Raw genomic sequence first — 13,889 nt, 5'->3', positions numbered from 1 at the left:
AATTTTCACGAATATTAGTAATAGGTTTTCGTTTTTTAGATCATAATATAGATAGGGAGATTTATTTGCGACATTTTTTTTTAGATGATGTAAAAAAATACTTAATACTTGGCCTGTAGCTACTTATAACTGCAGCTAATTTTTCTTATAAATATTTTATTCTGATTTTATCAAAGAAATAAATAACTTACTCTGATGCAGTAAGTTGGATTTTATTCGTGATTATATGATAATTTTGATCATATATTTTTGTGTATTTGGTTTTTATAAGCGTATTTTTTTATATATTTACTAAAACCTACTATGATTTGTTTTTTGTAAACATTCATAAATAAAAAATACCACATGAAAAGAATTTTACTTTCGCTAATTGCGTTGTTTATTGTGAGTTTTGCCTCAGCTCAAGCAACAGCTACTATTATTGATGATGCTCCCTATAATTATGACGAAGTAGAGGTTAGACCAGAATTTCCTGGTGGAAATAATGAGTTGCTGAATTTTATTGGCAAAAATTTTAAAATACCAGATTACGAAGGAAACGGTGGTACTTTAAAAATTGCTTTCATTATAGAAATTGATGGATCTATTACTAATGTGAAAGTTGTAAAAGATCTTGGCGAAGGAACTGGAGCTGAAGCTAAGCGAGTAATTTCTTCATCTCCTCGATGGACATCAGGTGAGACTAGAGGTAAAAAAGTTCGGGTTTTGTATGAGTTGCCTATAAAAATTGCTAGTCAAGGATAAAAGGGATAAAGCATAAAGAATAATTATTTTTTCAAAAACCAAATGTTTTTAAGCATTTGGTTTTTTTTTCAATTGCTATTTTTGATTTAGATTGAAAGGCGGGCTAAATAATCATAATGTTCCCCCTCTAGAACTAATTCGCACTGAAGCCCATTGGCGAATGCCGCATTTTGAAGGGTGTTGTAATCTAAGAAGAGCCAATCTAAAGGAACTTCTTTTTCGCCTTTGTACGTAATATTAAAGATAGTTTCCCCGTAATATTCATTTTCTGATGGAATCCATTTGCCTCCGTCTTCATCTTCGTCAAACATATATATGATGTCTGAAGAATCGATGAGGATTTGCCCGCTAGGATTTAAAAGACTTTTTAATTTTTGCAAAAAAACGGGAGTTTCTTTTAGTTTCCCAAAGATTCCTGTGCCATTCATTAGTAATAAAATGGTATCGAATTTTTCGTTTTCCAATGTCATTATGTCTTGGACTCTTGCATTCTTCAATCCGCGAAGTTTGCAGGCTTGAATTGCATTCTCTGAAATGTCTATAGAAGTCACATCGAGATTCCTGTCATTTTGTAAAGTCAAGCTATGACTTCCGGCTCCGCATCCCACATCGAGTATTTTTCCTTTTGCCAGTTGTAATGCTTTTTGTTCAATGCTTGGCATTTCATCATAATTTCTAAAAAGGTAGGCGACACTCATTTCGTCTTCTTCAGAAATAGATGTTTCTGTAATTAAATCCTCGGGCTGGTTGTTAGTTTGATAGTCAAGTATGGCTTTTCCGAAAAGGTCTTTCATAAAATTTAGTTTCAAGTTTAAATTTCCGAGTTTAAAGTTTAGTACTTTTGCGAAATCATCAACAAATTTCAAATTTGAAACCAGCTTTAAACGAATTAGGAAAACTAGCCAAAGATAAGCATATCGAAAACAAAAAGTATTTTGATAAGCTAAAAAAGAAAACGCCCAAGAATTTGGACTACGTAATGCAGGACATTCACGATGACGAATTCAAAAAAACCGATTGTTTAAAATGTGCCAATTGTTGTAAAACTACCGGGCCATTATTTACTTTAGCCGATATTGAACGAATTTCTAAGTCTTTAAGGCAAAAACCACAACAGTTTATCGAGCAATATTTGCGTGTTGATGAAGATAAGGATTATGTGTTGCAAAGTGTTCCTTGTACTTTCTTAGATAATGAGAATGAATGCATGATATATGATGTGCGTCCAAAAGCCTGTAGAGAATTCCCTCATACAGATCGTAAAAAGTTTCAGCAAATTACTGATTTAACGCTTAAGAATGTTTCAATTTGTCCTGCAGCTTTCAATATTGTGGAAGAAATAAAAAAAAGATTGCCGCTCTAATGGATTGCTTTCAGATATTATTGCCAATTTGAAGTTAACCAAATCGATTGGCAAAGCGCTAAATGAAACTTTATGTATATTTGTTCAGTTCCTCAAAATAAATCAATTTGAATTTAGAATATTTTATTGCCAAAAGACTTATTACTGCCAAAGATTATAAAAGCAGTATATCGGCACCTATAATAAACATTGCAATTTCGGCAATTGCAATTGGTATGATTATGATGATTGTGTCAGTAGCCACTGGAATAGGTTTGCAAAATAAAATAAGGGAAAAGATAGCCGCTTTCAACGGTCATATCATAATTTCAAACTACGATAATAATCAGTCCGAGATTACATTACTACCCATTGAAAAAAATCAAGACTTTTATCCAAATTTCAATTCTGTTCCTGGAGTAGGTCATGTTCAGGCAATAGCGAGTAAAGCGGGAATAATCAGAACCGAAACTGCGTTTGAAGGAATAATTTTCAAAGGGGTTGGCAATGATTATCAATGGGGTAATATAAAAGAGTATATCGTTTCGGGAAAATTGCCAAATTTTTCTAAGAATATCACTCAAGAAGTAGTGATTTCTCAATTTCTAGCCAATCGACTGAATTTAAAAGTAGGAGACTCTTTCAATACGTTCTTTATAAAAGAAGATCAGAATCAATTGCCGAATGTTCGAAGATTCAAAATAGCTGGAATTTTCAATTCAGGATTTCAACAATTCGATGCTACCTATATAATAGGTGATATTCGACACATACAGCGAATCAATAAATGGAATCCAAATCAAATTGGGGCTTTTGAAGTTTTCGTAAAGGATTTCAATAAAATAAAAGAAACCGGGGATCAAGTATATAAAAAGACGTCTTCAACTCTGGATAGCAAAACAATTATTGAGAAATACAGTTACATATTCGAGTGGTTGCAACTTTTCGATTTCAATATTATTGTGATATTAGTCGTAATGATACTAGTCGCAACGATAAATATGGTTGTTGCCTTGTTGGTACTCATCCTGGAGCGAACTCAAATGATCGGAATTCTAAAAGCACTAGGAGCTAACAATTGGTCTGTTAGAAAAATATTCCTTTACAATGCATTTTACCTTATAGTAAGAGGTTTGTTTTGGGGTAATTTAATTGGAATCTCTTTGCTGTTAATTCAGCAGCATTTCGGAATTATACAGCTCAATCCTGAAAATTATTATGTCAATCAAGCACCTGTGTATCTTAATCTGGGGTACATATTGGCTCTAAACCTGCTTACTGTAACGATTTGTGCATTGGTATTGTTGATTCCATCGTATATAATCACCAAAATTTCCCCTGTGAAAGCAATTCGCTTCGATTAAATTTATTTAAATAATTCAGGAGCTTAATCCCGCTATCCGCTACAATCTTATAAGCCGAACCCCGGCTTATAAGGATTTTCGCTTCTATCGGGGCTATGGCTTGGGTTTTTCATTAGAAAGAAACCGAAAAAAATACACCTTATATATAGGAGAGAAAGATCCGGAAACAAATCCTCGAAAATCTCCTCATCGCTCAGACGAATTGCTATCGTCAGTGTTCAATTTGGCATTAAAAAAATCAACCAAAGCCCAGAAATACTGATAAAATCTCAAAAAAAGGATAAAGGGAAGGGGCTGAAATGTCAAAACCTCAAAAAAGCCATTTCATAAATACCAACATACCAATGGATTAAAAAATACTTTGAAAAAAGGTTGAAAAAGCCATTGTTTACACGAATAAACTAGCTACTTTTGCACCCGCAACAACGAGTACGTTCTTAGAAATCCTGACAAGCCTGAAGAAATCGAAACGAAAATTTATTTTCAAAAAAGATTTAAAAAAGCTTGTGAGATTTAAAAACGTAAGCTATTTTTGCAGCCCGCAAAACGCGTAACGTTCCTTGAAATACTGCTGAGAAAAAGAGAAGAAAACGAAAAAATAATTTTTCCAAAAAAACTTCAAAATTTACTTGCCAGTTAAAAAAGAATAACTACTTTTGCACCCGCTTCGAGAGACACACAATGTGAGTTAAACGAGACGAAAAGAACAAGAAGAACACGTTCCTAGACATATTGAATTGACAGCCGTTCTGATGAAAATCAGAACAAAAGAATAAGAGTAATAGAATCGGAAGATTTGAATAAAGAACCACTAGAACTTCAGTCAAACATTAATAGCTTAAGCAATTAAGCAAACAATATACGATGAAGAGTTTGATCCTGGCTCAGGATGAACGCTAGCGGCAGGCTTAACACATGCAAGTCGAGGGGTATAGTTCTTCGGGACTAGAGACCGGCGCACGGGTGCGTAACGCGTATGCAATCTACCTTTTACAGAGGGATAGCCCAGAGAAATTTGGATTAATACCTCATAGTATGTGAGAATGGCATCATCTTCACATTAAAGTCACAACGGTAAAAGATGAGCATGCGTCCCATTAGCTAGTTGGTAAGGTAACGGCTTACCAAGGCTACGATGGGTAGGGGTCCTGAGAGGGAGATCCCCCACACTGGTACTGAGACACGGACCAGACTCCTACGGGAGGCAGCAGTGAGGAATATTGGACAATGGGCGCAAGCCTGATCCAGCCATGCCGCGTGCAGGATGACGGTCCTATGGATTGTAAACTGCTTTTGTGCGAGAAGAAACACTCCTTCGTGAAGGAGCTTGACGGTATCGTAAGAATAAGGATCGGCTAACTCCGTGCCAGCAGCCGCGGTAATACGGAGGATCCAAGCGTTATCCGGAATCATTGGGTTTAAAGGGTCCGTAGGCGGTTTGGTAAGTCAGTGGTGAAAGCCCATCGCTCAACGGTGGAACGGCCATTGATACTGCCAGACTTGAATTATTAGGAAGTAACTAGAATATGTAGTGTAGCGGTGAAATGCTTAGAGATTACATGGAATACCAATTGCGAAGGCAGGTTACTACTAATGGATTGACGCTGATGGACGAAAGCGTGGGTAGCGAACAGGATTAGATACCCTGGTAGTCCACGCCGTAAACGATGGATACTAGCTGTTGGGAGCGATCTCAGTGGCTAAGCGAAAGTGATAAGTATCCCACCTGGGGAGTACGTTCGCAAGAATGAAACTCAAAGGAATTGACGGGGGCCCGCACAAGCGGTGGAGCATGTGGTTTAATTCGATGATACGCGAGGAACCTTACCAAGGCTTAAATGTAGATTGACCGGTTTGGAAACAGATCTTTCGCAAGACAATTTACAAGGTGCTGCATGGTTGTCGTCAGCTCGTGCCGTGAGGTGTCAGGTTAAGTCCTATAACGAGCGCAACCCCTGTTGTTAGTTGCCAGCGAGTCATGTCGGGAACTCTAACGAGACTGCCAGTGCAAACTGTGAGGAAGGTGGGGATGACGTCAAATCATCACGGCCCTTACGCCTTGGGCTACACACGTGCTACAATGGCCGGTACAGAGAGCAGCCACTGGGTGACCAGGAGCGAATCTACAAAACCGGTCACAGTTCGGATCGGAGTCTGCAACTCGACTCCGTGAAGCTGGAATCGCTAGTAATCGGATATCAGCCATGATCCGGTGAATACGTTCCCGGGCCTTGTACACACCGCCCGTCAAGCCATGGAAGCTGGGGGTGCCTGAAGTCGGTGACCGCAAGGAGCTGCCTAGGGTAAAACTGGTAACTAGGGCTAAGTCGTAACAAGGTAGCCGTACCGGAAGGTGCGGCTGGAACACCTCCTTTCTAGAGCCTTAGTGTTAGTAGCAATACACGCTGAGGAAAGAAGACGAAAAGAACTATTGGTTACAAAAACAAAGATTATATTACTCTTGCTGTTAATTTAAAAAACATGCGTAAAATTAAAAAAAGCGCAAAAATAAGAATGAAGAGTGTCTCGTAGCTCAGCTGGTTAGAGTACTACACTGATAATGTAGGGGTCGACAGTTCGAGTCTGTCCGAGACAACTATTTTCACCTTTAAAAAAAAGGAAATTCTAGAGTTGAGAAGTTAAGAGTTAGACTAATAACTAATTACTAACAACTAATAACTCAAAAAATTGGGGGATTAGCTCAGCTGGCTAGAGCGCCTGCCTTGCACGCAGGAGGTCAACGGTTCGACTCCGTTATTCTCCACAGATCCGAAAGGATAAAAGTTCATTGACATATTGAGATAAGAAATAATAAAAAGTAGAAAGCAGTTTTTTCTAATTTATTAGAGAAAACGAAAAAAAACGGTCGTAATTGATTTTACGATTGGTACAATAAGCAAAATAAGGGCGTATGGGGGATGCCTTGGCTCTCAGAGGCGATGAAAGGCGTGATAAGCTGCGAAAAGTTACGGGGATTGGCACACACGATATGATCCGTAAATACCTGAATGGGGCAACCCACTATGTTGAAGACATAGTACACCGATAGGTGGGCAAACCCGCTGAACTGAAACATCTAAGTAGGCGGAGGAGAAGAAAACAAAAGTGATTCCGTAAGTAGTGGCGAGCGAACGCGGATTAGCCCAAACCAATGTTGTTACGGCAATGTTGGGGTTGTAGGACCACGAGATTTAATGCGGATAGAATTAGAATCTACTGGAAAGTAGAGCCAAAGAAGGTGATAGCCCTGTATAAGTAATAGAAGATATTGATAGTGGTATCCTGAGTAGGGCGGGGCACGTGAAACCCTGTCTGAATTTGGCGGGACCATCCGCTAAGGCTAAATACTCCTGAGAGACCGATAGTGAACCAGTACCGTGAGGGAAAGGTGAAAAGAACCGTGAATAACGGAGTGAAATAGATCCTGAAACCATACGCTTACAAGCGGTCGGAGCCCTTTTGTGGGGTGACGGCGTGCCTTTTGCATAATGAGCCTACGAGTTAACGTTGCTGGCAAGGATAAGTGGTTAAGCCACGGATCCGTAGCGAAAGCGAGTCTGAATAGGGCGCTTTAGTCAGTAGTGTTAGACGCGAAACCGTGTGATCTACCCATGGGCAGGATGAAGCGCTGGTAACACAGTGTGGAGGTCCGAACCGGTTGACGTTGAAAAGTCTTCGGATGACCTGTGGGTAGGGGTGAAAGGCCAATCAAACTCGGAAATAGCTCGTACTCCCCGAAATGCATTTAGGTGCAGCGCACGGCGCAAAGTTATATAGAGGTAGAGCTACTGATTGGATGCGGGGGCTTCACCGCCTACCAATTCCTGACAAACTCCGAATGCTATATAATGTTTCCGTGCAGTGAGGGCTTGGGTGCTAAGGTCCAAGTCCGAGAGGGAAAGAACCCAGACCATCAGCTAAGGTCCCCAAATATATGTTAAGTTGAAAGAACGAGGTTTGTCTGCCCAGACAGCTAGGATGTTGGCTTGGAAGCAGCCATTCATTTAAAGAGTGCGTAACAGCTCACTAGTCGAGCGGACGAGCATGGATAATAATCGGGCATAAACATATTACCGAAGCTATGGATTTAGAGTTTACTCTAAGTGGTAGGGGAGCATTCTAACAGGGTTGAAGGTGTATCGTAAGGTATGCTGGACTGGTTAGAAAAGAAAATGTAGGCATAAGTAACGATAATGCGGGCGAGAAACCCGCACACCGAAAGACTAAGGTTTCCACAGCTATGCTAATCAGCTGTGGGTTAGTCGGGACCTAAGGCGAACCCGAAAGGGACAGTCGATGGACAACGGGTTAATATTCCCGTACTACTGATTACTGTGATGGGGTGACGGAGTGATGAAAGCGCCGCGAACTGACGGAATAGTTCGTTGAAGTACCTACCTATAAGCTGCGCAGGCAAATCCACGCGGCTTGGGGAAATACGATAGTACTCGGAGTCTTCGGACAAAGAGATAGTGCGCCTAAGGGCTTCCAAGAAAAACCTCTAAACTTCAGGTAATTAGTACCCGTACCGCAAACCGACACAGGTAGTCGAGGAGAGAATCCTAAGGTGCTCGAGAGATTCATGGCTAAGGAATTAGGCAAAATAGACCCGTAACTTCGGGAGAAGGGTCGCCTCTGAGTAATCAGAGGCCGCAGTGAAGAGGTCCAGGCGACTGTTTATCAAAAACACAGGGCTCTGCAAAATCGTAAGATGAAGTATAGGGCCTGACACCTGCCCGGTGCTGGAAGGTTAAGAGGAGATGTTATCTTCGGAGAAGCATTGAATTGAAGCCCCAGTAAACGGCGGCCGTAACTATAACGGTCCTAAGGTAGCGAAATTCCTTGTCGGGTAAGTTCCGACCTGCACGAATGGTGTAACGATCTGGACACTGTCTCAGCCATGAGCTCGGTGAAATTGTAGTAACGGTGAAGATGCCGTTTACCCGCAGTGGGACGAAAAGACCCTGTGCACCTTTACTATAGCTTAGTATTGACCTTGGATAAATGATGTGTAGGATAGGTTGGAGACTGTGAAGTGGCGTCGCCAGGCGTTGTGGAGTCATTGTTGAAATACAACCCTTTGTTTATCTGAGGCCTAACCCCGAAATTCGGGGGACATTGCTTGGTGGGTAGTTTGACTGGGGTGGTCGCCTCCAAAAGAGTAACGGAGGCTTCTAAAGGTTCCCTCAGTACGCTTGGTAACCGTGCGTAGAGTGCAATGGCATAAGGGAGCTTGACTGAGAGACATACAGGTCGATCAGGTACGAAAGTAGAGCATAGTGATCCGGTGGTTCCGCATGGAAGGGCCATCGCTCAAAGGATAAAAGGTACGCCGGGGATAACAGGCTGATCTCCCCCAAGAGCTCATATCGACGGGGGGTTTGGCACCTCGATGTCGGCTCGTCACATCCTGGGGCTGGAGAAGGTCCCAAGGGTTGGGCTGTTCGCCCATTAAAGTGGCACGCGAGCTGGGTTCAGAACGTCGTGAGACAGTTCGGTCTCTATCTACTGTGGGCGCAAGAAATTTGAGTGGATCTGATTCTAGTACGAGAGGACCGAATTGGACTAACCTCTAGTGTATCTGTTGTCCCGCCAGGGGCACCGCAGAGTAGCTACGTTGGGAAGGGATAAGCGCTGAAAGCATATAAGCGCGAAACCCACCACAAGATGAGATTTCTTTTAAGGGTCGTGGGAGATGACCACGTTGATAGGCTATAGATGTAAAGGCAGTAATGTCATAGTCGAGTAGTACTAATAACCCGTAAGCTTATGTACACCTTTTCCCCCGATGCAAGTCGGGGGGAGAAACTTTCTAATACTTTTTATGTTCTTTATCTCAGTATGTTAAGATATTATTTTAATTATTAATGGTTAATGATCACCCGAGGCGAAAGCCGAACGGAGCGAAGCTAATTATTAATTAAAAAAGTTGTCCAAAGCAACTAACGACTTAAGGTGGTTATTGCGGCGGGGCTCACCTCTTCCCATCCCGAACAGAGTAGTTAAGCCCGCCTGCGCAGATGGTACTGCAGTTATGTGGGAGAGTATGTCGCTGCCTTTTTTTACAAAACCCTGTTTCGAAAGAAACGGGGTTTTTTATACCAAAATCTAATTGAAGATTAGGTACCTTAGCTCAGATGGTAGAGCAATGGACTGAAAATCCATGTGTCCCTGGTTCGATCCCTGGAGGTACCACTTTAATGCTTGGATGGTGAAATTGGTAGACACGCTGGACTTAAAATCCAGTGAACAGCAATGTTCGTGCGGGTTCAAGTCCCGCTCTGAGTACTAGAAAACTTCATTTGCTTTTGCAAATGGAGTTTTTTTATTTTAGCCTATAACGTTTTGAAATAGATAAAACGGATCAGGTGCAAAAGTTGGGGATTATGCAAAAAGATTAGATAATCTGAACAAGAAAAAATCTATATTTCTCACTCCTCTAAATTGACTTCTAAAAGCTTTTATTTTTGCATTGAAAGATTCGGCAGAAGCATTCGTACTTCTGTTATCAAAATAGTTTAAGATTGATTTGTAATTAAAAGTTATGGTATTAAGCAGGATATTAAAGTTTTTAAAGCCTGATTCTTCTACATTTCTATACCAATGAGCTAGTTTGGTCATGGCAATATGCTTGTCATTATTTTTATTGTAAATCCCTCGAAGTTGCTGATTTAGATTATAGGCTGTCTTTATATCGGGGTATAATTCAAATGTCATTTGTGCCCTTTCTTTTTGGCTTTGGGTCCATTTTTCACGAGATTTATAAAGTAAATATCTGCTTCTGGCCAATAACTGTTTTACAGAATCTCCGTTGGGTAAAAGCTGTGGGATGTATTTCTTATTTTCTGATTTTGCCTGTATTATGAATTGATTTTCCATATCCATAGCTTCCCATCGATGCTTGATTCTGATTTCCTGTAATGCTTCCAAGGCTAATTTTTGAACATGGAATCTATCGGTGACCTGTATGGCTTTCGGGAAGCATTTTTTTGAGATTAGTTTCATAGAGTTGGCATGTCAAGAGTTATTTCTTTGACAGAGCATCTACTTTTATAATCAATTTTACAGATGTGTTCTATGACCTGATCCGCCTTAGTTCCCGCAACAATAGCCACAAAAGCTCCCTTTTTGCCTTTGAATTTCTTGTTGGTCACAATAGTATAGAGTTCTCCCTGAGATAAAGCTACTTCATCAATTGACAAATGTGTACCCATGTTTTCAGGGTAAACAATCCATTGGTGTGCATGTTCGCGTGGAGCCCAGGTGTTAAAGGCACTCAGGTGCTTTTTATATTGTCTTTGAAGTTTTTTGCCATTGACACCGAAGAAGCCTCCAATGGTATGGCAATCAGTAGCGCTGCTATCTATTAATTTCTTTTAAAAAAGCCGCAAACTCTTGAGTCATGCGGGTTCCCTTGGCTGCTAACTGCCAATCTCTTTTAATAAGTTCTCCTGTGGTTTTATTGGTCCAGCGACGTCTCTTGATGTGCAGATACACATACTTACCCCGCAGAGGAAAGTCCTGAATAGTAATCTCCTCCTGAAAGCCTTTTGATACCAGTTCAAATGCATTAAACTCTTGTGGAGGCTTAATTTTCTCCTTAAAATACAAGTGTACTATTTCTTCTGTGTTAGTAGCGGAAATCACTTCAAAGTGATCTACTAAAAAATCAGGTAGCATAAATTTTAAAAGGTCTATAGGAGTCATCTCTAATTCTTAGATTACAAAGCTCTTATTTTATTTTGACATTTCCTCCCCAGATTTTGTTCTTGATCCTTTAGAAACTATTCAAAATTACCCTAGATAGATACTAAATTGTCTTAATATGTAATATATCGTTTTCGTAATGTTAAAATAGCATTTGTATCGGAAAATGCAGTTGTGTTTTAAACAGAATTATGATACTACTTTAGCAATAGAAATTATTACTAATTTAAAACGACAGTATTATGAAAACGATTTTAAAACTTAGTCTGGTGGTATTGGTAGCGATGACTACGATGAGTAGCTATGCAATCGACGGTGATTTTTTACTTAACGTAAAAAAAGGAACCGGTAAAGAAATTAGTTTTTCGGTAAATGAGATTCAGAAAGCCAATGTAACAATCTACGATAAATCTCATAATGTAATCTATTCTGAGACTGCCACGGGAAAAGGGGGGATTTTGAAAACCTACAGCCTTGAGGAGTTTCCTGACGGGGTTTATTTCCTGGAAGTGGAAACCGATCTTAAGAAAGTGACGCACGAGATTGTGATTACCAATGAGGTTTCTACACTATCGAGAAAATCAGTGGCCGAGGTGTACAAAGGGGATCTGAAAATGAAGAACCAAAATGTGGCCACGGTGAATTAATTAATTCGGTTATTTTAAAAAAAAGTGCTTACTTCGAAATTATAAAAACAGCTCCTCTTTGGGGCTTTTTTTTTGTTTATAGGACAATACTAAATTTAATCATTAAATACTAAATACGGTTATGGAAACGTGATTGCATGAGGGATGGGAATGGCATCTCCTGATTTAGAAAAACAAGGCTTTTCTGCCGTAGTTTTTGTTAATCGGGAATACAATGGACAGCCCGACCCGTAGGGACATGCCATTATGGAGAGGAGAATGTAATCTTAATATGGAGAATAATTTAGTTTTTGGCCTTTTTAAGATAAGTTAATAAAGAAATGAATTCTTGTACCAATTCTTATTTTTGGCTTTTATCGTCTTAATTTTTAAAATGTGAAAGGACGTAATGGAGATTTCTTTTGCAAAAAAAAGCCCGTCTAGTTTTAAACCGGACGGGATTTTTAAATATTGAATCAAGTGTTTATGCAAGCATAGTTACTGGATTTTCGATGTATTGTTTTAATGTTTGTAAAAACTGTGCTCCGGTTGCCCCGTCAATTGTACGGTGGTCGCAAGCCAATGAAAGCATCATTGTGTTTCCTACTACAATCTGACCGTTTTTAACTACTGGTTTTTCTACAATAGCCCCTACTGATAAAATAGCAGAGTTTGGTTGATTGATGATAGAATTAAATTCAGTAATACCAAACATTCCAAGGTTAGATACTGTAAAAGTACTTCCTTCCATTTCAGTTGGTAATAATTTTTTGTTTTTGGCTCTACCAGCAAGATCTCTAACGCTTGTGCCAATTTGTGATAAACTCATTGCATCAGTAAATCTTAGTACAGGAACTACCAATCCATCTTCAACAGCTACAGCTACACCTACATTTACATGGTGATTGATGATGATGGCGTCTTCTTTCCATTGAGAATTTATTTTTGGGTGTTTTTTCAAAGCCAATGCACAAGCTTTGATTACCATATCGTTGAAAGATACTTTGGTATCCGGAACGCTATTGATAACTGCTCTCGATTGCATTGCTTCGTCCATTGTTACTTCAATTACAAGGTTGTAATGAGGTGCCGTAAATAATGATTCAGCTAAACGTTTCGCAATGATTTTACGCATTTGCGAATTTTTGATTTCTTCTGTGAAAACTTCGCCTGCAGGTACAAATACTTTAGGTGACTCAGTTTTTACAGCTTCTGAGGTTTTTGAAGTTGTTGCACTTGGTGCAGCAGCAGCTGGAGGAGTGAAGTTTTCGATATCGCTTTTTACGATACGACCGTTTTCACCTGTTCCTTTTACTTGTGTTAATTGAATTCCTTTATCACTTGCTATTTTTTTAGCTAATGGTGATGCCAAAATTCTTTTTCCGTCGCTTATTGTTTCGATTACTTCAGTAGATTCAGATGAAGTAACTTTAGCTTCTTCTTTTGCTGCTGTAGCTGCTGGTGCAGCTCCGCCTGCTTTATAATTTTCTGCGATTCCGCTAATATCTGTTCCTGCAGGTCCGATGATTGCTAAAAGACTGTCTACTGGAGCTGTGTTTCCTTCTTGGATTCCGATGAATAATAAAGTTCCTTCATTGAAGGATTCGAATTCCATTGTTGCTTTATCTGTTTCGATTTCAGCAAGGATATCGCCTTCAACAACTTTATCACCTACTTTTTTCAACCAAGTAGCTACAGTACCTTCAGTCATCGTATCACTCAAACGAGGCATCGTTACTACGATTACTCCTTTCGGTAAATCTGCTGCTGGAGCTTCGGTAGTTTTTGTTTCAGTTGCAATTGGTGCTGATTCTGCCGCAGCTGGTGCAGTAGTTCCTCCAGAAATTAAAGCTGAAACATCTTCTCCTTCATTTCCGATGATTGCCAATAAAGAATCTACCGGAGCAGTTTCTCCTTCTGGGATTCCAATATATAATAGTGTTCCTTCGTTGAAGGATTCAAATTCCATTGTTGCTTTGTCGGTTTCAATTTCTGCAAGGATATCACCTTCGCTTACTTTGTCTCCTACTTTTTTAAGCCAAGCCGCTACCGTTCCTTCTGTCATAGTATCGCTCAAGCGAGGCATTGTTACAATTGTTGCCATAA

Annotated in this window: 9 protein-coding genes, 4 tRNA genes and 3 rRNA genes; 11 read left to right on the top strand and 5 right to left on the bottom strand. The window is 39.9% G+C overall.

Translation table 11 applies throughout. The features are described 5' to 3' along the window. The first annotated feature begins 345 nt into the window (after positions 1-345). Positions 346-744, top strand: a complete 399-nt coding sequence (locus HQN62_RS18480; RefSeq protein WP_116797055.1) for an energy transducer TonB — start codon at positions 346-348, stop codon at positions 742-744. 86 nt (positions 745-830) lie between these two features. Here HQN62_RS18480 and HQN62_RS18475 read toward each other — a convergent pair whose 3' ends face one another. Then, positions 831-1,538 carry a class I SAM-dependent methyltransferase gene (locus HQN62_RS18475; protein WP_173505437.1) on the bottom strand — a complete coding sequence of 236 codons (708 nt, stop codon included), beginning with the start codon at positions 1,536-1,538 and terminating at the stop codon, positions 831-833. A gap of 74 nt (positions 1,539-1,612) precedes the next feature. Here HQN62_RS18475 and HQN62_RS18470 point away from each other — a divergent pair, with 74 nt between their 5' ends. The 9 genes from HQN62_RS18470 (at position 1,613) to HQN62_RS18430 (ending at position 9,738) form a co-directional block, all read left to right on the top strand. Then, a complete protein-coding gene (locus tag HQN62_RS18470; RefSeq protein WP_173505436.1) occupies positions 1,613-2,107 on the top strand; it encodes a YkgJ family cysteine cluster protein in 495 nt (164 codons plus the stop codon). A 107-nt stretch (positions 2,108-2,214) separates the two neighbouring features. Then, positions 2,215-3,450: an ABC transporter permease gene (locus tag HQN62_RS18465; protein ID WP_173505435.1), complete on the top strand. Its 1,236-nt coding sequence runs from the start codon at positions 2,215-2,217 to the stop codon at positions 3,448-3,450. A gap of 861 nt (positions 3,451-4,311) precedes the next feature. Beyond that, positions 4,312-5,825: ribosomal RNA gene (locus tag HQN62_RS18460) — 16S ribosomal RNA — on the top strand. A gap of 147 nt (positions 5,826-5,972) precedes the next feature. Beyond that, positions 5,973-6,046, top strand: a tRNA-Ile gene (locus tag HQN62_RS18455). 94 nt (positions 6,047-6,140) lie between these two features. Beyond that, positions 6,141-6,214 (top strand) — tRNA-Ala (locus tag HQN62_RS18450). 126 nt (positions 6,215-6,340) lie between these two features. Beyond that, a 23S ribosomal RNA gene (locus HQN62_RS18445) occupies positions 6,341-9,225 on the top strand. A 176-nt stretch (positions 9,226-9,401) separates the two neighbouring features. Continuing rightward, positions 9,402-9,511 (top strand): 5S ribosomal RNA (gene rrf / locus HQN62_RS18440). The 16S, 23S and 5S rRNA genes sit together here with 4 tRNA genes alongside, the layout of an rRNA operon. Positions 9,512-9,572: 61 nt before the next feature. Further along, a tRNA-Phe gene (locus HQN62_RS18435) sits at positions 9,573-9,645 on the top strand. Between the two features lie 7 nt (positions 9,646-9,652). Further along, positions 9,653-9,738: transfer RNA gene (locus HQN62_RS18430), tRNA-Leu, on the top strand. 96 nt (positions 9,739-9,834) lie between these two features. Here the strand turns inward: HQN62_RS18430 and HQN62_RS18425 are convergent. The 3 genes from HQN62_RS18425 to HQN62_RS18420 all read right to left on the bottom strand — a co-directional run bounded on the left by HQN62_RS18425 (position 9,835) and on the right by HQN62_RS18420 (position 11,157). Continuing rightward, positions 9,835-10,455: an ISAon1 family transposase gene (locus HQN62_RS18425; protein WP_483299258.1), complete on the bottom strand. Its 621-nt coding sequence runs from the start codon at positions 10,453-10,455 to the stop codon at positions 9,835-9,837. Beyond that, positions 10,452-10,664, bottom strand: a complete 213-nt coding sequence (locus HQN62_RS19185) for a hypothetical protein (protein ID WP_483299257.1) — start codon at positions 10,662-10,664, stop codon at positions 10,452-10,454. The genes HQN62_RS18425 and HQN62_RS19185 overlap by 4 nt, the downstream gene beginning before the upstream one ends. A 145-nt stretch (positions 10,665-10,809) precedes the next feature. After that, positions 10,810-11,157, bottom strand: a complete 348-nt coding sequence (locus HQN62_RS18420; protein WP_173505434.1) for an ISAon1 family transposase N-terminal region protein — start codon at positions 11,155-11,157, stop codon at positions 10,810-10,812. A gap of 242 nt (positions 11,158-11,399) precedes the next feature. Here HQN62_RS18420 and HQN62_RS18415 point away from each other — a divergent pair, with 242 nt between their 5' ends. Further along, positions 11,400-11,804: a T9SS type A sorting domain-containing protein gene (locus tag HQN62_RS18415; RefSeq protein WP_173505433.1), complete on the top strand. Its 405-nt coding sequence runs from the start codon at positions 11,400-11,402 to the stop codon at positions 11,802-11,804. Between the two features lie 463 nt (positions 11,805-12,267). Here the strand turns inward: HQN62_RS18415 and HQN62_RS18410 are convergent, their stop codons facing one another. Continuing rightward, positions 12,268-13,887: a pyruvate dehydrogenase complex dihydrolipoamide acetyltransferase gene (locus tag HQN62_RS18410; protein WP_173505432.1), complete on the bottom strand. Its 1,620-nt coding sequence runs from the start codon at positions 13,885-13,887 to the stop codon at positions 12,268-12,270. Positions 13,888-13,889: the final 2 nt, after the last annotated feature.

The organism is Flavobacterium sp. M31R6, from assembly GCF_013284035.1.
GTDB lineage: Bacteria > Bacteroidota > Bacteroidia > Flavobacteriales > Flavobacteriaceae > Flavobacterium.
This window is presented reverse-complemented; position numbering and strand designations above follow the sequence as displayed.

Bases quoted from the DNA above. Each gene is read 5' to 3' on its own strand.
- HQN62_RS18475 (WP_173505437.1), bottom strand. From the start codon at position 1,538: ATGAAAGACCTTTTCGGAAAAGCCATACTTGACTATCAAACTAACAAC.
- HQN62_RS18425 (WP_483299258.1), bottom strand. From the start codon at position 10,455: ATGAAACTAATCTCAAAAAAATGCTTCCCGAAAGCCATACAGGTCACC.
- HQN62_RS18480 (WP_116797055.1), top strand. From the start codon at position 346: ATGAAAAGAATTTTACTTTCGCTAATTGCGTTGTTTATTGTGAGTTTT.
- HQN62_RS18415 (WP_173505433.1), top strand. From the start codon at position 11,400: ATGAAAACGATTTTAAAACTTAGTCTGGTGGTATTGGTAGCGATGACT.
- HQN62_RS18410 (WP_173505432.1), bottom strand. From the start codon at position 13,887: ATGGCAACAATTGTAACAATGCCTCGCTTGAGCGATACTATGACAGAA.
- HQN62_RS19185 (WP_483299257.1), bottom strand. From the start codon at position 10,664: ATGGGTACACATTTGTCAATTGATGAAGTAGCTTTATCTCAGGGAGAA.
- HQN62_RS18420 (WP_173505434.1), bottom strand. From the start codon at position 11,157: ATGACTCCTATAGACCTTTTAAAATTTATGCTACCTGATTTTTTAGTA.